This window comes from Streptomyces europaeiscabiei (genome assembly GCF_036346855.1).
GTDB classification, from domain to species: Bacteria; Actinomycetota; Actinomycetes; order Streptomycetales; family Streptomycetaceae; genus Streptomyces; species Streptomyces europaeiscabiei.
The window spans coordinates 9,975,257-9,994,042 of sequence record NZ_CP107841.1 but is presented as its reverse complement, the minus strand read 5'-3'; the positions used below and the strand labels follow the sequence as shown (position 1 = coordinate 9,994,042).

At 71.0% G+C, this 18,786-nt stretch carries 17 protein-coding genes and 1 pseudogene; 7 read left to right on the top strand and 11 right to left on the bottom strand.

Features of this window, described 5'->3' with window-relative positions:
* Window positions 1–193: 193 nt before the first annotated feature.
* The 3 genes from OG858_RS43365 to OG858_RS43355 form a co-directional block, all read right to left on the bottom strand.
* Window positions 194–823: an MBL fold metallo-hydrolase gene (locus OG858_RS43365; protein WP_319065270.1), complete on the bottom strand. Its 630-nt coding sequence runs from the start codon at window positions 821–823 to the stop codon at window positions 194–196.
* Window positions 823–1,908: an S-(hydroxymethyl)mycothiol dehydrogenase gene (locus OG858_RS43360; RefSeq protein WP_037698163.1), complete on the bottom strand. Its 1,086-nt coding sequence runs from the start codon at window positions 1,906–1,908 to the stop codon at window positions 823–825. Before OG858_RS43360 ends, OG858_RS43365 begins: the two co-directional genes overlap by 1 nt.
* A gap of 135 nt (window positions 1,909–2,043) precedes the next feature.
* A complete protein-coding gene (locus OG858_RS43355) occupies window positions 2,044–4,431 on the bottom strand; it encodes a SpoIIE family protein phosphatase (RefSeq protein ID WP_319065272.1) in 2,388 nt (795 codons plus the stop codon).
* Window positions 4,432–4,668: 237 nt separating this feature from the next.
* Between OG858_RS43355 and OG858_RS43350 the strand changes: the two genes are divergently transcribed.
* From OG858_RS43350 to OG858_RS43335, 4 genes are all read left to right on the top strand, one after another.
* On the top strand, window positions 4,669–4,821 hold the full coding sequence (locus OG858_RS43350) for a hypothetical protein (RefSeq protein ID WP_328543863.1): 153 nt from the start codon (window positions 4,669–4,671) through the stop codon (window positions 4,819–4,821).
* Between the two features lie 483 nt (window positions 4,822–5,304).
* The gene (locus OG858_RS43345) at window positions 5,305–6,273 is read left to right on the top strand and encodes an AraC-like ligand-binding domain-containing protein (RefSeq protein ID WP_319065275.1); all 969 of its coding nucleotides are present in this window, start codon (window positions 5,305–5,307) and stop codon (window positions 6,271–6,273) included.
* A 320-nt stretch (window positions 6,274–6,593) separates the two neighbouring features.
* The gene (locus tag OG858_RS43340; RefSeq protein WP_086753929.1) at window positions 6,594–7,109 is read left to right on the top strand and encodes a peptidoglycan-binding domain-containing protein; all 516 of its coding nucleotides are present in this window, start codon (window positions 6,594–6,596) and stop codon (window positions 7,107–7,109) included.
* 153 nt (window positions 7,110–7,262) lie between these two features.
* Window positions 7,263–8,189, top strand: a complete 927-nt coding sequence (locus OG858_RS43335; protein ID WP_086753931.1) for a PfkB family carbohydrate kinase — start codon at window positions 7,263–7,265, stop codon at window positions 8,187–8,189.
* Between the two features lie 226 nt (window positions 8,190–8,415).
* Here OG858_RS43335 and OG858_RS43330 read toward each other — a convergent pair whose 3' ends face one another.
* The 3 genes from OG858_RS43330 to OG858_RS43320 form a co-directional block, all read right to left on the bottom strand.
* Window positions 8,416–8,853 (bottom strand): glutaredoxin domain-containing protein, encoded by a 438-nt coding sequence (locus tag OG858_RS43330; protein WP_319065276.1) that lies wholly within the window; start codon window positions 8,851–8,853, stop codon window positions 8,416–8,418.
* A gap of 251 nt (window positions 8,854–9,104) precedes the next feature.
* Entirely contained in the window at window positions 9,105–10,037 is a 933-nt protein-coding gene (locus OG858_RS43325) for an alpha/beta hydrolase (RefSeq protein ID WP_179201502.1), read from the bottom strand.
* 246 nt (window positions 10,038–10,283) lie between these two features.
* Complete coding sequence (locus tag OG858_RS43320; RefSeq protein WP_256961176.1) at window positions 10,284–10,421, bottom strand: hypothetical protein; 138 nt, start codon at window positions 10,419–10,421, stop codon at window positions 10,284–10,286.
* Here OG858_RS43320 and OG858_RS43315 point away from each other — a divergent pair.
* Window positions 10,420–10,617, top strand: coding sequence for a hypothetical protein (locus tag OG858_RS43315; RefSeq protein ID WP_179201501.1), 198 nt, complete (start codon window positions 10,420–10,422; stop codon window positions 10,615–10,617). The genes OG858_RS43320 and OG858_RS43315 overlap by 2 nt on opposite strands.
* Window positions 10,618–10,832: 215 nt before the next feature.
* Here the strand turns inward: OG858_RS43315 and OG858_RS43310 are convergent, their stop codons facing one another.
* The 5 genes from OG858_RS43310 to kdpF all read right to left on the bottom strand — a co-directional run bounded on the left by OG858_RS43310 (window position 10,833) and on the right by kdpF (window position 16,035).
* Window positions 10,833–11,393 (bottom strand): ABC transporter, encoded by a 561-nt coding sequence (locus OG858_RS43310; RefSeq protein ID WP_256961175.1) that lies wholly within the window; start codon window positions 11,391–11,393, stop codon window positions 10,833–10,835.
* A 67-nt stretch (window positions 11,394–11,460) separates the two neighbouring features.
* A complete protein-coding gene (locus tag OG858_RS43305) occupies window positions 11,461–12,132 on the bottom strand; it encodes a potassium-transporting ATPase subunit C (RefSeq protein WP_086754293.1) in 672 nt (223 codons plus the stop codon).
* 5 nt (window positions 12,133–12,137) lie between these two features.
* Window positions 12,138–14,276: a potassium-transporting ATPase subunit KdpB gene (gene kdpB / locus OG858_RS43300; protein ID WP_328543864.1), complete on the bottom strand. Its 2,139-nt coding sequence runs from the start codon at window positions 14,274–14,276 to the stop codon at window positions 12,138–12,140.
* Window positions 14,273–15,937, bottom strand: a complete 1,665-nt coding sequence (gene kdpA, locus OG858_RS43295) for a potassium-transporting ATPase subunit KdpA (RefSeq protein ID WP_086750649.1) — start codon at window positions 15,935–15,937, stop codon at window positions 14,273–14,275. The genes kdpB and kdpA overlap by 4 nt, the downstream gene beginning before the upstream one ends.
* A gap of 8 nt (window positions 15,938–15,945) precedes the next feature.
* Window positions 15,946–16,035, bottom strand: a complete 90-nt coding sequence (gene kdpF, locus OG858_RS43290) for a K(+)-transporting ATPase subunit F (RefSeq protein ID WP_046702884.1) — start codon at window positions 16,033–16,035, stop codon at window positions 15,946–15,948.
* A gap of 538 nt (window positions 16,036–16,573) precedes the next feature.
* On the opposite strand from kdpF, the gene OG858_RS43285 reads away from it, so the two are divergent.
* Together OG858_RS43285 and OG858_RS43280 are read left to right on the top strand one after the other, a co-directional pair.
* Window positions 16,574–18,529, top strand: coding sequence for an APC family permease (locus OG858_RS43285; RefSeq protein ID WP_319260158.1), 1,956 nt, complete (start codon window positions 16,574–16,576; stop codon window positions 18,527–18,529).
* Between the two features lie 144 nt (window positions 18,530–18,673).
* A pseudogene (locus OG858_RS43280) lies at window positions 18,674–18,769 on the top strand (transcriptional regulator); the annotation flags it as partial.
* Window positions 18,770–18,786 lie beyond the last annotated feature (17 nt).

The following is an 18,786-nucleotide window of genomic DNA, read 5'->3' as shown; positions in this document are numbered from 1 at the left end:
CCTCGGGTGCGTATAGCGAAACGGATTGCGGTAAGCGCAACAACAGTCTGAGGTCGCCCAGAATCCTTGTCAAGGCGTCGAAGGGCCCGCTTCGGGCGGCTCCGCCGACCGTCCTCGGGGCAGCCCGAAACGCCCGTACCACCTGCGGGAACAGGGGGGTACGGGCGCCGTGCGGGGGTTGTCGCGGGGGCGGTCAGAAGCCGCGGTCGATCCACTCCTGGAGGTGCGGGGACTCCGCGCCGACGGTGGTCGCATCACCATGTCCGGTGTGCACGACGGTGTCGCCGGGCAGCGTCAGCAGCCGGTCGCGGATCGAGTCGACGATGGTCGGGAAGTCGCTGTACGACCTTCCCGTCGCTCCCGGCCCGCCCGCGAACAGGGTGTCGCCACTGAAGAGAGCCGTCAGGACCGGCGCGTACAGACAGACCGCCCCGGGAGCGTGGCCGGGAGTGTGCAGCACGGTCAGGTCGACACCCGCCACGGTGAGGACCTGGCCGTCGGTGAGTTCGCCGTCGGGTGCCCGGTCGGGATGGGTCTGCTTCCACAGCGGCAGGTCGCCGGCGTGGAGCAGGATCGGAGCCCCGGTGCGCGCCGCGAGTTCGGGCGCGGCGTCGATGTGGTCGTTGTGGGCGTGCGTGCACACGATGGCCCGCAGCGTGCGCCCGCCGAGGGCTTCGGCGATCGCCCCGGCGTCGTGTGCGGCGTCGATGACGACGGCCTCCTCGTCGTCGCCGACGATCCACACGTTGTTGTCGACGTCCCAGGTGCCGCCGTCCAGTGAGAACGTCCCCGAGGTGACGAGATGTTCGATGCGGGCGGCCATCAGAGGACCACGACCGAGCGCAGTACGTCGCCGCGGTGCATCCGCTCGAAGGCCTTCTCCACGTCGTCCAGCGCGATGGTCTCCGTGACGAAGGCGTCCAGGTCCAGCCGACCCTGGAGGTACAGGTCGATGAGCATCGGGAAGTCGCGGGAGGGCAGGCAGTCGCCGTACCAGGAGGACTTCAGCGTGCCACCGCGGCCGAAGACGTCGAGGAGGGGCAGCTCCAGCTTCATCTCCGGGGTGGGGACGCCGACCAGGACGACCGTGCCGGCCAGGTCGCGGGCGTAGAAGGCCTGCTTGTACGTCTCCGGGCGGCCCACCGCCTCGATGACGACGTCGGCGCCGAAGCCGCCGGTCAGCTCGCGGATCGCCTCGACCGCGTCGACGTTCTTCGAGTTGACGGTGTGGGTCGCGCCCAGCTTCCTGGCGGTGTCCAGCTTGGCGTCGTCGATGTCCACCGCGATGATCTTCGCCGCGCCCGCCAGGTTCGACCCGACGACCGCCGCGGCCCCGACGCCGCCACAGCCGATGACGGCCACGCTGTCACCACGCCCGACGTTGCCGGTGTTGATGGCCGCGCCGATGCCGGCCATCACCCCGCACCCCAGCAGACCGGCGGCGGCCGCGGAGGCGGCGCGGTCGACCTTCGTGCACTGCCCCGCCGCCACCAGCGTCTTCTCCGCGAACGCGCCGATACCCAGCGCCGGAGACAGCTCGGTGCCGTCCAGCAGGGTCATCTTCTGCTTCGCGTTGTGGGTGCTGAAGCAGTACCACGGGCGTCCGCGCAGACAGGCCCGGCACTGCCCGCAGACCGCACGCCAGTTGAGGATGACGAAGTCACCGGGGGCCACATCGGTGACACCCTCCCCCACCGACTCCACGACGCCGGCCGCCTCGTGGCCCAGCAGGAAGGGGAACTCGTCGTTGATGCCGCCCTCCCTGTAGTGCAGATCGGTGTGGCAGACCCCGCAGGCCTCGATCTTCACCAGGGCCTCCCCCGGTCCGGGGTCGGGCACAATGATCGTTTCCAGGCTGACGGGGGCACCCTTGCCCCGCGCGACGACAGCACGGACCTGGTGAGCCATGGCCACTCCTCGGCAGTAACGAGACCTGAGTCTGCAGTTGCTTAATACGGTACGCATCGCACCTACCGCAACACAGCATCGTGGAGCGTCGACCGGCGGTCAAGAAGTTCCACCGTCGTCGGCGCCGTCGGCTGTCTACGCGTTCTGCTCCTCGTCGGGGAGAGCCTGCTCGGCCCAGATGGTCTTGCCCGTGCGGGTGTGGCGGCTGCCCCAGCGCTGGGTGAGCTGGGCGACGAGCAGGAGGCCACGGCCGCCCTCGTCGAAGGCGCGGGCCCGGCGCATGTGCGGAGCGGTGCTGCTGGAGTCCGAGACCTCGCAGATCAGTGTGGTCTCGCGGATCAGCCGCAGCTGGATCGGGGACCCGCCGTAGCGGATGGCGTTGGTGACCAGCTCGCTGACGATGAGTTCCGTGACGAAGGAGGCCTCCTCCAGCCGCCAGGCTGCCAGTTGATCGCAGGCCAGCTTGCGGGCATGGCCGACGAACGCGGGGTCGGCGGGAACGTCCCAGGTGGCGACCCGGTCGGCGTCCAGTGCCCGGGTCCGGGCCAGGAGCAGGGCCACGTCGTCGACGGGCCGCTCCGTCAGCAGGTTCCGCAGCACCGCGTCACAGGTCTCCTCCAGGGGACGGCCCGTGCCGCAGAGAGCCTGGCGCAGCCGCGCGAGTCCGTCGTCCAGGTCGCGGTCCGGCGCCTGGACCAGGCCGTCGGTGTAGAAGGCGAACACGCTGCCCTCGGGGACGTCGAACTCCGCGGTTTCGAAGGGCAGCCCGCCCACGCCCAGCGGCGGCCCGATCGGCAGGTCGAGGAAGGCGGCCTCGCCGTCCGGACCGATCAGCGCCGGTGGCGGGTGACCGGCCCTGGCCATGGAGCAGCGGCGCGAGACGGGGTCGTACACGGCGTACAGGCAGGTGGCGCCGATCTCGCCCGGGCTCTCCGCGTCCTCGGCCTCGTCCGCCGTCCGCTCGGAGTCCAGGCGCAGGACGATGTCGTCCAGCTGGGTGAGCAGCTCGTCCGGCGCCAGGTCCACGTCGGCCAGGGTGCGGACGGCGGTGCGGAGCCGGCCCATGGTGGCGGACGCCTGCACACCGTGGCCGACGACATCGCCCACGACGAGCCCCACTCTGGCGCCGGACAGGGGGATGACGTCGAACCAGTCGCCGCCGATCCCGGCGCGTGTGCTGGCCGGCTGGTAGCGGGAGGCGACCTCGACGGCGGCCTGCCGGGGTGCGCGGTGGGGCAGGAGACTGCGTTGCAGTTCGAGGGCGATGGCGCGTTCGCGGGTGTAGCGGCGGGCGTTGTCGACGCAGACCGCGGCGCGGGCGGCGAGTTCCTCGGCCAGCAGCAGATCGTCCTCGCCGAAGGGCTCGGCCGTGCGGTGGCGGGCGAGGATCGACAGGCCGAGGGTGATGCCCCGGGCGCGCAGGGGCACGGCCATCATCGAGTGGATGCCGTGGACCTCGATACTGCGGGCACGCTCCGGTGAGCCCGCCCAGGGCTGCCCGGTGGCGTCGTCGACCTCGTACAGCAGGGCCCGGCCGGTGGTCAGCGCGCGGCCCGGCGGCGACCCCTCGACGTAGGTGTGCCTGCTCCCGACCGGGATCACGGCTTCGGGGCAGCCGGCCAGCACGGACCGCTGGGCGGTGCGGCGGAAGACGAGGGGATCGGTACCGGGCGAGGGGGTGGCCTCCTCACCGGCCAGTACCGAGTCCAGGAGGTCCACGACGACGAAGTCGGCGAGATGATCCGCGCACACCTCGGCGAGCTCCTCGGCGGTGCGCGTCACGTCCAGGGTGGAGCCGATCCGGTTGCCGGACTCGTTGAGCATGCTCAGACGCCGGCGGGCCAGGAACTGCTCCGTACTGTCGATCGCGGCCAGACACATGCCCCGTACCTCGCCGCTGTCGTCCTTCAGCGGGCTGAGCGACACCAGCCACGCGTGCTCACGGGCCTCGCCCGGTGCGCGCAGCCAGGCCTCGTACGGCATCGGCTCACCCGTTCGCAGTACGCGCTGCACCGCGTCGTCGAGTCCCTCGAAGCCCGGGATCCGTCGCTTTCCGTCGACGGACTCCCCCACCCGTCGACCGAGCAGGTCCTTCTGCGGCCTGCCCATCACCCCTTCCATCGCGGAGTTCGCGGACACCGCGAGTCCGTCCTGGTCGAAGAGCGCGATCGGAACGGGGAGCTGGTCCAGGGCCCATCTACGCAGCCGCGCGGCGGGCTCCGGCACCGTGGCCGTCAGAAACCACTGGGCTTCCCCCGCCGAGTCCAGGAGCGGGTGCGCCTCCAGCTCCAGTTCCACGCCGTGACCGTCCCGATGCCGCGCGTGTACGGGGCCCTGCCAGTCGGCCGGCTCGGCGAGACGGCTCCGGGCCGAGGCCGGAAGGACATCGGCCAGCAGGTCGGCCGCCCGGCGGCCGACCACCTCCGCGTGCTCGTACCCGAGGACCCGTCGGGCGCCCGCACTCCATGCGATGACCAGCCCCCTGGCGTCGACCGCGGCCGAGGCGACACCTTGCTCGCCCATCGTTCCCTCTCTCCGTACGACCGGAGCCGTCGTCCATGGGCTCACAGATCGACTGCATGCACTGCTTTCAGGGTTCATTGTGCGCCGGGCATGCCACGCATGGCGCGCGACCGACCGAAACGCCCGACCCCCTACCCTGCCACGCCGCATGCCTCACAGGCGCCCGGTTCTGCGAGCGCCTGTGAGGTGGGAGTGGCGGGAGTAAGCGGGAGTGGCGAGGGGAGGAGGGGCGGGCGGGTGCGCCCATGGGCCGTGTCGGTCGAGGCGCTGGGCGCCGGGGCCGGGGCCGGGCCGACGGCACCGGGGCCGGGTCGGCTGCGGCTGCGGCTGCGGCTGCGGCTGCGGCTGCGGCTGCGGCTGCGGCGAGGAAGGGGGCTGCCGCGCCGGTGACGGCGTTCGCTTGATCATGCTCGTGCTCCCTCCCGTGGCGTTCAGTTCTCGGGGTATGGCCCGTGCTCCTCCGGCTGCCGCCGGTCGGGCCGTGCGCTCCGGACACGTCGACCGGCACATCGTTCGCGTCGGTCACTGGTGCCGAACACGCAACTCCTGAAAAATGCGGAGCAGCAGTGCCGCCTGTGGCACGGGGGAACGGGGAGCCACAGGGACTGCGGGGACCATGGGGGAGGGGCGGCGATGCCGCGCGGAGAGCGACCGCTGGACGACGGGGACGGTCCGTTAGTCGAATTCGCCGCAGGGGCAGGGCGGTTGGGGCGTGGGCGGGAGGCCACGGGCCTTCTGGGAGGTTCCACGTCACGACCTTCCCGAAGATCACCGGAGCCGAATGGCACCGGTACTTCCCTCAGCGCAAGTACCGGCCTCCGTAAGGGTGTTGAGGGAACGGCCGACGAGCAGGGCCTCGTCGTGGGAGAGCGCATGGTGCTGGTGACGCGATTCCGGACGCAGGACCTGCCGGTCGCCGAGCGGTTCTCCTCCTGGTACGACAGGGCGGCCTGCTCGTTCGCCCCCAGCGTGCTCCGCAGTGACCATGAAGCGGACTTCCGGGCAGACGCGCAGGTGCTGGATCTGGGCGGGGTGCAGGTGTCCTCACTGGCCTATCCGTCGCTGGAGTCACGTCGGCCGGCGAGCATGATCCGTTCCTCCGATCCCGAGTCCTTACAACTGTTGCTGACCCTGCGCGGGAGCCACCGGATCCTGCAGGGCGGCCGTGACATCACGAGTGGGCCGGGCGAAGCCGTGCTCTACGACACCTCGCGTCCATGGCATGGCTGGGCGGCCGCCGGTCACGACACGGTGCAAGGAGTGATGGTGCAGTTCCCCCGGGCGCTGTTGCCGCTCCCGGCCGACCAGGTCCGCCGGCTCACGGGCACGCGCCTGTCCGGGCGGGAGCCGATGGGCGCCCTGCTGTCCGGCTACCTCACCCAACTCACCGCGGACGCCGCCGCCTACACCGTGGCGGACGGCGCCCGCCTGACGACCGTCACCCTCGACCTGGTCACCGCCTTCCTGGCCCATCACCTGGAGACGGGCACCCCGGTGCCGGAGGGTACCCAACGCGATGCGCGACTGCTGGAGATCCGTGCCTTCGTCCAGCGGCACCTGGGCGACCCCGAGCTGTCCCCGAGCATGATCGCGGCAGCCCACAACATCTCTCTGCGCTCCCTGCACCGGCTCTTCGGGGAAGCGGACATGACCGTCGCCGGATGGATCCGCACCCGTCGGCTGGAGCTCTGCCGCCGCGACCTGGCCGACCCTCGCCTGCACGCGCACCCCGTCCGCGCCATCGCCGCCCGTTGGGGGTTCACGGACCCCGCCCACTTCAGCCGAGCCTTCCGCACCGCCCACGGGCTCAGTCCCCAGGAATACCGCCGGCTGCACCCATGACCCGCGCGGGGAAAGGTCCGGCACGCGTTGTCAACGAGGTGGCGCCGATCGACAACGACATCCCACCCCTCACCCGTGACACTCGAGTCCTGGTGCCGCGTCGCGGCCCGAACCACCGGGTGGAGTGGGCCGACCGGTGTGCCTGCCATGTGTCACAAGGGCAGGACTTCGTCCCGCCGACCCGGTTGAGTCGCGCCCGCGACCTGCGGACGGCTGTACGCGGGCGTCGGCTCTCCGTCCCGGCGCACCGCCGGACGCGACTCCACCACCTTTGACCCCGACGGCTCGGTGACGATCGCCGTCATAGGAAAGGACAACCTTTGAGACTCTCCAAGCGCATCACCCTCGCCCTCACCACCGCGGCCGTCGTCTGCGGCGGCGTCCTGACGGCGCCGACGGCCGGCGCGTCGGTCTCCAGCGGCGTCATCGGTGGCGCCGACTGGGGCAACGCCGGTGTGCGGAACGACTGGGGCGACGAGGGCCCCGTGGACCACAACTCCAACAACAACACCAGGGCGGTGGCGCTGTGGCAGTTGGTCATGAAGGCTGAGGGGTTCTACACCGGCGCCATCGACTGCGACTTCGGCACCGGTACCATCGCGGCCACCAAGGCCTTCCAGAACTGGTACGGCCTGAAAGACGACGGCAGCGCGGGGCCCCTCACCATGGGCGTCGCGGACAACTCCCTCACCGACCTCGGCAACAACCGGGACATCAGGTACGTCGGATGGGAGAACTCGGGGCAGGTCACCTTCCGGCGGATCGACGGGGTGTACCACATCTACCTCAACGGCGCTTGGAGGAGCGCCTCCTACACCTCGTCCGCAGGGTGCTGACCTGACAGGCCGGGCAGGACCGGCCTCTCACCGGCGAACCGTTCCCCGTCGGCCGACGCAGGGGCAGTGGTCCATCGCGACCGATGCCGTCCGAGCGACCGTCGTGGAAGATGGTCGCCGAGTCGACCGTGCGACACGAGAGCGGAAACCCTGATGGAGTCAGTCCACGAGCCGGCGGTGGCGGCGCGGAAACGTCCACAGGGTCTGTTCGTCGGGTTGTGCACGCTGGATGTGATCCAGCTCGTCGACCATGTGCCGGGGGTCAACGAGAAGCTGACGGCTCGTGAGCAGGTCGTGGCCGCGGGCGGTCCGGCCGCGAACGCGGCCGTCGCGTTCGCCCACTTGGGCGGCTCGGCCACGCTGCTCACCGCGATCGGCTGCCATCCGCTGGGGATCGTTGTGGCGGCGGACCTGGACCGGCTGGGCGTGAACGTGGTGGACCTGGCGGCCGGCTCGGTCGAGCCGCCCGCCGTGTCGTCCGTCCTGGTGACCGCGTCCAGCGGAGACCGTGCCGTCTCCTCGACCAACGCGACGGCGCACCGGCTCGCCCCGCCCGACGGCCTCGACGCGCTGGTGGCGGCCTGTGACGTCGTCGAATTCGACGGCCACCACCTGGAGTTGGCCACGGCCGCCGCCCGCGCGGCGCGTGCCGCCGGACGCCGGACCGTTCTCGACGGGGGCAGTTGGAAAGCCGGCACGGAGCGGCTGCTGCCGTGGATCGACGTGGCCGTCTGCTCGGACGACTTCCGCCCGCCCGGCGCCGGGACGCGGACGGCCGCGCCGACGGACACCCTGCGGTTCCTGCGGGACAACGGGGTCGGCTGGTCGGCGGTCAGCCGGGGCGGGCAGCCCATCCTGTGGGCGGGGCCCCACGCCGGGGGCGCGGTGGACGTCCCTGCCGTACAAGTAGCGGACACGCTCGGCGCGGGTGACGTCCTGCACGGTGCGCTCGCCCACCGTCTCGCGGTGCAGGACGATGTGACGTCGCCGGGCTTCGCGGATGCCCTGCGCGAAGCGGCCGCGGTGGCCTCACGCGCGTGTGCCTCGTTCGGAACGCGGGCGTGGATGCGGGGAGAGTGAGTCCTCGCACTGTCCATACACGTCCCCGGCTTCACTCCACCGGACCAAGCTCCGCTCGGATCGCTGCGACCGTCGACTGCGGCGGGCCGCAGGGGCGCCGGGAAGTCGGCGGCCACGCGGAGCCTACGCCGGTCGGACTCCGGGACGTCGTCGCCGACCGCACCCACCGCCGACGTCGAGGAGACACGCACCGTCGCGCCACCGGCAGCCATGCCGTCGCGTGGATTCAAGCGGGAGGGACGAGCTGTTCGCGCACCCACTCCGGAGTGGGGTTGACGTGCGGCCGACCCGCCACGAACACGGTCGGCACGGTCTCGTCGCCATGGTTGGCCGACCTCACCGCCGCCGCTCCGGCCGGGTCGCGCCAGATGTCGACCCAGTGCATCTGCCGGGCGCTTCGGCCCAGCCGGATGCGCAGTCGGAGGCAGTACTTGCAGCCCGACCGCCAGTAGACGACCGGCCGCCCGTCGACCGCGCTGCGGCTCTGCGCTTCCAGCGCACCGATGGACTTCGGGAAGAGCAGAGGCGAGTTCACGCCTGCCAGCAGTACGAAAACGACCAGGAGTGCCAAAGCTCCGACGGGGCTCCCTCTGAAGATCAGCCCCGTCGCGACGACTGAGCCGCAGCACACAAGCAGCATCGGCAGAATCCAAGCGCGCGTCATGAAGAAGCAGGCTACCGATGAGCCGGATCCTGCCGTCCAGGAGGGCGGCGAGGGGCCGGAGCCCGCAGGATCAGGGGGTGCACGGCGGGCGCCCGGCCCGGTGTCGCGGGTCGCCGCCCGGCTCACTGCGATGGCCGGCCGCCGGCGGCCTGTGCTATCTGCGGACACCGAGAGCACCTGTCCGCACCCGAAGTGCCGGAAGTCGCGGACGGACAGCGAGCGGAAGGCTGTCCCGAGTGGGCGGGGGAGGGTCAGGAGGCCGTCGCGGACGGCAGGGGGCGGACGGCGGGGTGCGGAGTGAGGGTCGCTTCGCGGGAGGCCAGGCAGTCTTCGAGGAACGCGAGGGCGCGCAGATGGTAGGAGCGGGCGGCCCAGCCGAGGCTGATGTTGTGCCCGGCCGCCGGCTGGCGATCGACGTGCACACGCGAGGTGGCCGTGAAGTGCGCCGCCAGATCGGTGAGGGACGCGTCGTCGTGGCGCCACCACGCCTCGTGCTCGGCGAAGGTCAGCCGTACGGGCACGCGGACGCGGGGCGCTGTGGCACGGAAGAGCAACGGCCAGCGGGCCAGCTCGGCCCGTTCCAGGGCGGGCACGGGCTCGACGACCGAGCCGATCGCCGCGAAGGTGCCGGGCGGATACAGACGCAGCGGCCCCCAGCTCCTGCGCAGTCGGCCACCGTCGTCGTCGGTGGTGGGCAACTCGTGCGGCTCGACGGCGTAGACGTGCCCGCAGCCGGAGATGTCCAGCCCGAGCAGGTGCGGCAGACCGGTGGGGTCCGCGGCGGCGGTGAGCGCCACCTTGCCGCCGTAGGAGTGGGCGAGGAGGAACAGACCCGCGCCCGTGGTGTGGCGGGAGGCGAAGTCCCGCAGAGCCGCACGCAGTGAGACGGCCTGCTCCGCCAGGTCCTGTCCCTGGGACAGCCGGGCGGCGGAGTGTCGGTAGCCCGGCCGGTCCACGGCCAGGACGGTGTAGCCGAGGCCCGCCCCCAGGGTCAGCAGCGACTGCCCGGGGTGGGCCCGGCAGTCGAAGTAGCCCGCGTTCATGCCCCCGCCGTGCACCGCGACCACGACGGCACGCGCGGAACCGTCGGGCGGCTCGACGAGCAGGGCGGACAGCGGCACCCCTGCGGCGTCCAAGGTGATCCGGCGCACCCCGCGCGAGGATGCGTGGACCGGTCGGGTCATGATCGTTCTCCTCCGGGAGGTCCACCCAGGTTCTCCCGTACGGCCGGGGCCCGCACCCGCGGCGTCGCCGGTGACGGTCCGGGCGCCGCTGCGGTCCGGGGCCCGTCCCCGCCTCCAGCCGCCGCGCTCCCGGAACGGCGCCGCCTCACGGACCTGCGTGAGCGGTCGGCGTGGGACCTCCGCCAGATGGCGGGTCCGGGGCGCCCGGCACTGCGCACGGTGCGATACCGGCCCCGACGCTCGGGCTCAGTGCTGGGGGCTGTCCCCGAAAGCCGTCACCGTCAGGAAGCGGATCGGGAGTTCGACGAGGCGTTCGGGGCCGCGCGGGTCCTCGCCGTCGAACTGCAGGGCGTCGCCGGGACGCAGGGGGGTGGCTGGGGCCATGACCGTGGACCATGATCGCGCGCCGCACGCAGGCCTCGACGGTCCGATCGGCGTCGACGACGAGGTCCGCGTCGGGTTGGTACAGCACGGGGCCCGTGATGCGGAGGTGCGGCCGGCGTTCCGAGGCCTCTTCCGGGCCGAGGAGTTCATGGGGCACACCGGCAGCGGCCAGGAGACATGCCATCGCCCCGTGTGACGGTCCTCCCTCATGTCGAGGCCACCCGTCGCACGTGACAGGAAGGTCGAGGCGTCGTCCTCCAGCTCCCGCCACTGCGGTTGGCGAGCTTGCGGTGGCCCCGGCGGGGGCGAGGCGGGTGGACGGTTCCGCGTCCTGGGCGGAGACATGCCGGGCCCCAGGACTCCGGTCCCGGTCCCGGCACCGCGGCACTCCCCACCGGCGGACGGTGAGGGTCAGCCGCCCCCACCGCGCTGCGGGCGCAGGCCTCCCAAGCGGCGGCGCGGCTCCGGGGCGCACACCAGCCAGGCGGTGAGCACGGCGGCGAGAGCTCCGGCCCACAACACGTGGGCGTCGTTCCAGCGCAGGTCGCCCGGCGGTGCGAAGAGCGCGAAGCGTGGCGGGAGGAGCGCGCCGGCCATGACCGGCAGCGCCAGCACGGCGCCCGCCACTGCGGGCCCCGGCACACTCATGGCGCTGAACCGCACCGTCGCCGCGGCCAGAGCGAGCGCCAGCGCGCACAGTGTGCCGGCCTCGGCCGTGACCGCCCCCGACGGCAACGCGGCCCGTTCCCCGGCGTCGGTGCCCGCCCACAGCACGGCCAGCACCGCCACCCACCAGGCCGTGACCGCCGGCAGGACGACGGCCACGCGCAACGCCTGCCGCAGCGGACGCGGCACGGGAAGGACACCGGTGGTGTACCGGGCGGGATCGTCCAGGACGAACGCCATCCCCGCCGCCCCGCACAACGCGGCCACCCGCACCAGGTTGACGAACACCTCCGCCGGGAGGGCCATCGAGAGCAGCGCCGGTACGGCGGCGATGGCCAGCCCCAGTGCCCGGCCGGCGGCGAACAGGGTGCCCTCAGCTCTTCGCCGCGAGTGCCTTGAGCGCGATGTTCAGTTCGAGGACGTTCACCCGGGGCTCACCGATGAAGCCGAGGGTGCGGCCGTCGGTGTGCTCGTCGACGAGTTTCCGCACCTGGCCGACGGGCAGTCCGTTCTCCTCCGCCACCCGGCGGACCTGGAGGTCGGCGTACTGCGGGGAGATGTCCGGGTCCAGGCCTGAGCCGGAGGAGGTGACCGCGTCGGCGGGCACGTCGGACGGCGCGACCGGGTGGCCGGCCACGGAGTTGTCCTTGATCACAGCGGCCTTGGCGTCCTTCACCCACCGGATGAGCTGTTCGTTGTCGGCGGAGCGGTTGGTCGCACCGGAGAGGATGAGCTTGTAGCGGGTGTTGACGCTGTTGGTGCCGAGGCCGCGCGCGGGGCGGCCCTGGAACCACTTCAGGTCGGCCTCCGGGGTCTCCTGGCCCTTCTTCGGCGGCAGGTCGTACGACTGCCCGATGAGCGAGGAGCCGACGACCCGGCCGGTGTGGTCCCTGATCTCGGAGCCGTTCGCCTTGTCGTGGAAGAGAGCTTGGGCGAAGCCGGTGACGAGGAGCGGGTAGACGACCCCGGTGACGAGCGTCAGCACGAGCAGGGCCCGCAGTCCCGCCCCCAGGAGGCGGGCGGTGTTCACAAGGGAGGTGTTCATGTCCTTCAGCCGATCCCGGGGATGAGCGAGACGAGTACGTCAATGATCTTGATGCCGATGAAGGGCGCGACGAGACCGCCGAGACCGTAGACGGCGAGGTTGCGGCGGAGCAGCCTGTCCGCGCTCATCGGCCGGTACCGCACACCCCGCAACGCGAGCGGCACCAGCACGATGATGATCAGCGCGTTGAAGACGACCGCGGAGAGGATCGCCGAGTCGGGCGAGGACAGCCGCATGATGTTGAGCCTGTCCAGGCCCGGGTACACGGCAGCGAACAGTGCCGGGATGATCGCGAAGTACTTCGCGACGTCGTTGGCGATGGAGAACGTCGTCAACGCGCCCCGGGTGATGAGGAGTTGCTTGCCGATCTCGACGATCTCGATGAGCTTGGTCGGGTCGGAGTCGAGGTCGACCATGTTGCCGGCGTCCTTGGCGGCCGAGGTCCCGGTGTTCATGGCCACACCGACGTCCGCCTGGGCCAGCGCGGGCGCGTCGTTCGTACCGTCGCCGGTCATCGCGACGAGCTTGCCACCGGCCTGCTCCCGTTTGATGAGGGCCATCTTGTCCTCGGGGGTGGCCTCGGCGAGGAAGTCGTCGACGCCCGCCTCCTCGGCGATCGCCTTCGCGGTCAGTGGGTTGTCGCCCGTGATCATGACGGTCCTGATGCCCATGCGCCGCAGTTCCTCGAACCGCTCACGCATGCCGTCCTTGACGACGTCCTTGAGGTGGATGACGCCCAACACCCGTGCTCCGTCGGCGTCCTCGACCGCCACGAGCAGGGGCGTGCCGCCCGCTCCGGCAATCCGATCGGCGATCCCGTCCGCATCCTCGGCGACCGTTCCGCCCCGCTCCCGCACCCAGGCGGTGACCGAACCGGCCGCGCCCTTGCGGACCTTGCGCACGTCGACGTCCACACCCGACATCCGTGTCTGGGCGGTGAAGGCGATCCACTCGGCACCGGTCAGCTCTCCCTTGTGCCGTTCCCGCAGCCCGTAGCTCGTCCTCGCCAGTACGACGACCGAGCGGCCCTCCGGTGTCTCGTCGGCCAGCGAGGAGAGCTGGGCGGCGTCGGCGACCTCGGACTCGGTGGTGCCACGCACCGGAACGAACTCGGCGGCCTGCCTGTCGCCGAGGGTGATCGTGCCCGTCTTGTCGAGCAGGAGCGTCGACACGTCTCCGGCGGCCTCGACCGCCCGGCCGGACATCGCGAGGACGTTGCGCTGGACCAACCGGTCCATCCCCGCGATGCCGATGGCGGACAGGAGCGCGCCGATCGTGGTCGGGATGAGGCAGACCAGCAGCGCGACCAGGACGACCATCGTGAGGTGCGTGCCCGCGTGGTCCGCGAACGGGGGCAGGGTCGCCACCGCCAGCAGGAACACGACGGTCAGCGATGCCAACAGGAGCTTCAGCGCGATCTCGTTGGGCGTCTTCTGCCGGGCCGCGCCCTCGACGAGGTTGATCATCCGGTCGATGAAGGTCTCACCGGGCTTGGTGGTGATCTTGATGACGACGCGGTCGGAGAGGACCTTCGTCCCGCCGGTGACGGCGGACCGGTCGCCGCCGGACTCCCGGATGACCGGGGCCGACTCACCGGTGATCGCCGACTCGTCGACCGCCGCGACGCCCTCGACGACGTCACCGTCGCCGGGGATGATGTCACCGGCCTCACAGACGACGCGGTCGCCGACGCGGAGTTCGGTGCCGGGCACGCGTTCCTCGGCCGCTGTGTCCGGGGAGAGCCGACGGGCGACGGTGTCCGTCCTGGCCTTGCGCAGAGTGTCGGCCTGCGCCTTGCCGCGTCCCTCCGCGACCGCCTCCGCGAGGTTGGCGAAGACCACGGTCAGCCAGAGCCAGGCGCTGATGGTCCAGCCGAACCAGTCGGTCGGGTCCGCGAACGAGAAGAGCGTGGTCAGTACGGACCCGACCAGCACCACGAACATGACGGGCGACTTGACCATCACGCGCGGGTCGAGCTTGCGGAGGGCGTCCGGCAGCGACCTGATCAGCTGCCCGGGGTCGAAGAGTCCGGCGCCGACCCGGCCCTCGCCGGACCCGTGCCCGGTGGGCACGTCACTGTGCGGCGCCCGGGTGGGAGTGGCCGTGGACATCTCGTCCTCTTGCTTCGTTACGTCGGTGGTCATGACGCCAGTCCTTCGGCGAGCGGGCCCAGCGCGAGGGCCGGGAAGTAGGTCAGCCCGGTGATGATCAGGATCGCGCCCACCAACAACCCCGTGAACAGGGGCTTTTCGGTGCGAAGTGTGCCCGCCGTCACCGGCACGGGTCTCTGCTCTGCGAGCGAACCGGCGAGGGCGAGGACGAAGATCATCGGCAGGAACCGGCCCAGCAGCATCGCGATGCCGAGCGTGCTGTTGAACCACCGGGTGTCGGCGTTCAGCCCGGCGAAGGCCGAGCCGTTGTTGTTCGACGCGGACGTATAGGCGTAGAGGATCTCGGAGAATCCGTGCGCGCCGGAGTTCGTCATGGAGCGGCCCGGCGTCGGCAGGGCCATGGCCGCCGCGGTGAAGACGAGGACGAGCGCGGGCGTGACGAGGATGTAGCAGGCGGCGAGCTTGATCTCGCGGGTGCCTATCTTCCTGCCCAGGTACTCGGGTGTACGGCCGACCATCAGCCCGGCGATGAACACGGCGATGATCGCCATGACGAGCATGCCGTAGAGGCCGGAGCCGGTGCCGCCGGGCGCGATCTCGCCCAGCATCATGCCGAGCATGGTGATGCCGCCGCCGAGCCCGGTGAAGGAGGAGTGGAAGGAGTCCACCGCGCCCGTGGAGGTGAGCGTGGTCGAGACGGCGAAGATCGACGAACCGCCGACCCCGAACCGGACCTCCTTGCCCTCCATCGCGCCGCCGGCGATCTGGAGCGCCGGGCCGTGGTGGGCGAACTCGGTCCACATCATCAGCGCCACGAACCCGACCCAGATGGTGGCCATGGTGGCGAGGATCGCGTAGCCCTGCCTGACGCTGCCGACCATGGTCCCGAAGGTGCGGGTCAGGGCGAACGGGACGGCGAGCATCAGGAAGATCTCGAAGAGGTTCGTGAAGGGCGTCGGATTCTCGAACGGGTGGGCGGAGTTGGCGTTGAAGACGCCGCCGCCGTTCGTGCCGATCTCCTTCACGGCCTCCGTCGAGGCGACCGCGCCGCCGTTCCACTGCTGCGAGCCGCCCGTGAACTGTCCGACCTCGTGGATGCCGGAGAAGTTCTGGATGGCACCGCAGGCGACCAGTACGACGGCCGCGACCAACGACAACGGCAGCAGGATGCGGGTGACACCGCGCACCAGGTCGGCCCAGAAGTTGCCGAGTTCACCACTGCGGGACCTGGCGAAGCCCCGTACGAGGGCCACGGCCACCGCCATGCCGACGGCGGCCGACACGAAGTTCTGTACGGCGAGACCGGCGACCTGCACGACATGGCCCATGGTCTGCTCGCCGTAGTACGACTGCCAGTTGGTGTTGGTCACGAAGGACGCGGCGGTGTTGAACGCCTGGTCCGGGTCGACGGAGGCGAATCCGAGCGAGCCCGGTAGGACGCCCTGGAGCCGCTGGAGGAGGTAGAGGAAGAGAACGCCGACGACCGAGAAGGCGAGGACGCCGCGCAGGTACGCGGGCCAGCGCATCTCGGTGTCGGGGTCGGCACCGATACCCCTGTAGAGCCACTTCTCGACACGCCGGTGCTTGTCGGAGGAGTACACCCTGGCCATGTGGTCGCCGAGGGGACGGTGGACGAGGGCCAGCGCCGCGATCAGGGCGAGCAGTTGGAGGACGCCGGCAGGTACGGGACCCATGACAGTGCTCAGAACCTCTCCGGGAAGAGCAGGGCGAGGACGAGATAGCCCAGCAGGGCGACGGCCACGACCAGGCCGACGACGTTCTCGACGGTCACAGCCGGGTCACCCCCTTGGCGACCAGAGCCACCAGCGCGAACACCGCGACCGTGACGACGACGAGGGCCACATCGGCCATCGCGAACTCCTAGAGCTTGAAGAGGTTCGAAAAATGAGTCGGACGACTGGAGCAAACCTCCTTGCCGGCCGGAATCGGTCGGCCTTGACACGTCCCTGACGGCGATGCCGACACCCTTGACGGACCTCTGACGCGCCGCCGCCCGCGCCCCGGAAAAGCGAGTGGCCAGGGCGGGCTGGATACGGGGCACCGGATCGGGCCGGCGGGCGCGCGACCGAACCGGGCCGACGCATCAGTGGCGGGCACGCGACCGAACCGGGGCGGCGCATCAGTGGCGGGCACGCGACCGAACCGGGGCGGCGCCTCGGGCGCGGGCGCGACGTCGGCGCAGACCTTAACGCGGTCTTGACGCCGCCCGGTTCAGTTCCCCATGGCCTGGGCATCACTCGTTGCCTACGCTGATGCGGCGGTCTTGCGATGGCCGGAAACGTTCGTATCACCGCACGTCAGGAGCGTTCATGGCCACCACGGAGGGCACCCGTACCAGCCGCCTGCGGGCGTGGATGCTGGAGGGTCTGTCCGACATGGGCAAGGGCGGCGGACACACCGGGCCGCACGCCGAGCCGGAGCCCGCGCACCAGGGTCGCCCCTGGTGGCGGGTGATGTGCCTGACAGGCGTCGACTACTTCTCCACCCTCGGTTACCAGCCGGGCATCGCCGCTCTCGCCGCCGGTCTCCTCTCCCCCGTGGCGACCGTCGTCCTCGTGATCGTCACCCTCGCCGGCGCGCTCCCCGTCTACCGTCGCGTGGCCGAGGAGAGCCCCCGGGGCGAGGGGTCGATCGCGATGCTGGAGCGCCTGCTGACGTTCTGGAAGGGCAAGCTCTTCGTCCTGACCCTGCTGGGCTTCGCGGCGACCGACTTCCTCATCACGATCACCCTCTCGGCCGCGGACGCCTCGACCCACCTGATCGAGAACCCCCACCTCACCGACGTCCTGCACGACAAGCAGGTTCTGATCACGCTCATCCTCATCGCCCTGCTGGGGGCGGTGTTCCTCAAAGGCTTCCTGGAGGCCATCGGCGTGGCGGTGGCGCTGGTGGCGCTCTATCTGGCGCTGAACGTCGTGGTCGTGGTGACCGGCCTGTGGCACGTCGTCACCGAAGGCCATGTCGTCACCGACTGGTCGACCGCCCTGACCGCCGAGCACGGCAATGTCTTCGTCATGATCGGCGTGGCCCTGATCGTCTTCCCCAAGCTCGCGCTCGGCCTCTCCGGCTTCGAGACCGGTGTGGCGGTCATGCCGCACGTACAGGGCGAGCCGGGCGACACGGAGGATAATCCGAAGGGCCGCATCCGGGACACGAAGAAGCTCCTGACGGCGGCCGCCGTGATCATGAGCGTCTTCCTGGTCTGCACGAGCTTCATCACCACGCTCCTCATCCCTGAGAAGGAGTTCGAGCCGGGCGGCGACGCCAACGGGCGCGCCCTGGCGTATCTGGCGCACGACTACCTGGGGAACGCCTTCGGCACGGTCTACGACGTCTCCACCATCGCCATCCTCTGGTTCGCGGGCGCCTCCGCCATGGCCGGTCTGCTGAACCTGATGCCGCGCTACCTCCCCCGGTACGGCATGGCGCCGCACTGGGCGCGCGCGGTCCGCCCGATGGTCATCGTCTTCACCCTGGTCGCTTTCCTGGTCACCTGGATCTTCGACGCGGACGTGGACGCCCAGGGCGGCGCCTACGCGACCGGTGTCCTGGTCCTGATCAGCTCGGCGGCGATCGCGGTGACGATCGCCGCCCGCAAGGCCGGCCAGCGCAACCGGACCATCGCCTTCGGCGTCATCTCGGCGGTCTTCCTCTACACCACCGTCCTGAACGTCGTCGAACGCCCCGACGGTGTGAAGATCGGCGCCTGCTTCATCGCCGGCATCATCCTCGTCTCCCTCCTCTCCCGCCTGGCCCGCGCCTTCGAACTCCGCGTGACCAGTGTGCAGTTGGACGACATGGCGGAACGTTTCGTACGGGACATCGCGCACCGCAGGATCCGCTTCATCGCCAACGAGCCGGACAACCGCGACCTCACCGAGTACCGCGAGAAGATCGAGCAGATCCGCCACGACAACGACGTCCCCACGGCCGAGGACTTCGTCTTCGTGGAGGTGACGGTCACGGACCCGTCGGAGTTCGAGGCGGGCCTGGCGGTCCGGGGCGAGGTGATGCACGGCCGCTACCGCGTGCTGACGCTGGAGTCCTCCTCGATCCCCAACGCCCTGGCCGCCCTGCTCCTGCACGTCCGTGACACGACCGGCGCCATACCGCACATCTACTTCGAGTGGACGGAGGGCGGCCCCTTCGCCAACTTCCTCCGCTTCTTCCTCTTCGGCCAGGGCGAGGTCGCCCCCGTCACCCGAGAGGTCCTGCGCGAGGCCGAACGGAACCGGGCCCGACGCCCCCGGGTACACGTGGGCTGACCGGCCGACGGCGGCGCCCGACGCGACCGCCGGTGGCCGAAATCCGGCAACCGTGTGTCCGCGGACGGCAGTGGCCCCCGGGCGAGGCCACCCTGTCACGCCGCCCACGCCGTCGCCGAGGTCGCGGTGCCGGGCGGGCCGGGGGCCGGCCTGCCGACCTCCGAGAGGCGAGGCACCTGGGTCCACTACCGGATGGAGCCGTCGGTGGTGGCCGCGATGGGCAGGATGCTCGCCGCCTCGATTGAACTCGGCACGGG

Coding starts and splice junctions, on each gene's coding strand:
- OG858_RS43365 (WP_319065270.1), bottom strand. CDS start 823: ATGGCCGCCCGCATCGAACATCTCGTCACCTCGGGGACGTTCTCACTG.
- OG858_RS43360 (WP_037698163.1), bottom strand. CDS start 1,908: ATGGCTCACCAGGTCCGTGCTGTCGTCGCGCGGGGCAAGGGTGCCCCC.
- OG858_RS43355 (WP_319065272.1), bottom strand. CDS start 4,431: ATGGGCGAGCAAGGTGTCGCCTCGGCCGCGGTCGACGCCAGGGGGCTG.
- OG858_RS43345 (WP_319065275.1), top strand. CDS start 5,305: ATGGTGCTGGTGACGCGATTCCGGACGCAGGACCTGCCGGTCGCCGAG.
- OG858_RS43335 (WP_086753931.1), top strand. CDS start 7,263: ATGGAGTCAGTCCACGAGCCGGCGGTGGCGGCGCGGAAACGTCCACAG.
- OG858_RS43330 (WP_319065276.1), bottom strand. CDS start 8,853: ATGACGCGCGCTTGGATTCTGCCGATGCTGCTTGTGTGCTGCGGCTCA.
- OG858_RS43325 (WP_179201502.1), bottom strand. CDS start 10,037: ATGACCCGACCGGTCCACGCATCCTCGCGCGGGGTGCGCCGGATCACC.
- OG858_RS43315 (WP_179201501.1), top strand. CDS start 10,420: ATGACCGTGGACCATGATCGCGCGCCGCACGCAGGCCTCGACGGTCCG.
- OG858_RS43320 (WP_256961176.1), bottom strand. CDS start 10,421: ATGGCCCCAGCCACCCCCCTGCGTCCCGGCGACGCCCTGCAGTTCGAC.
- OG858_RS43310 (WP_256961175.1), bottom strand. CDS start 11,393: ATGGCCCTCCCGGCGGAGGTGTTCGTCAACCTGGTGCGGGTGGCCGCG.
- OG858_RS43305 (WP_086754293.1), bottom strand. CDS start 12,132: ATGAACACCTCCCTTGTGAACACCGCCCGCCTCCTGGGGGCGGGACTG.
- kdpB (WP_328543864.1), bottom strand. CDS start 14,276: ATGACCACCGACGTAACGAAGCAAGAGGACGAGATGTCCACGGCCACT.
- kdpA (WP_086750649.1), bottom strand. CDS start 15,937: ATGGGTCCCGTACCTGCCGGCGTCCTCCAACTGCTCGCCCTGATCGCG.
- OG858_RS43285 (WP_319260158.1), top strand. CDS start 16,574: ATGGCCACCACGGAGGGCACCCGTACCAGCCGCCTGCGGGCGTGGATG.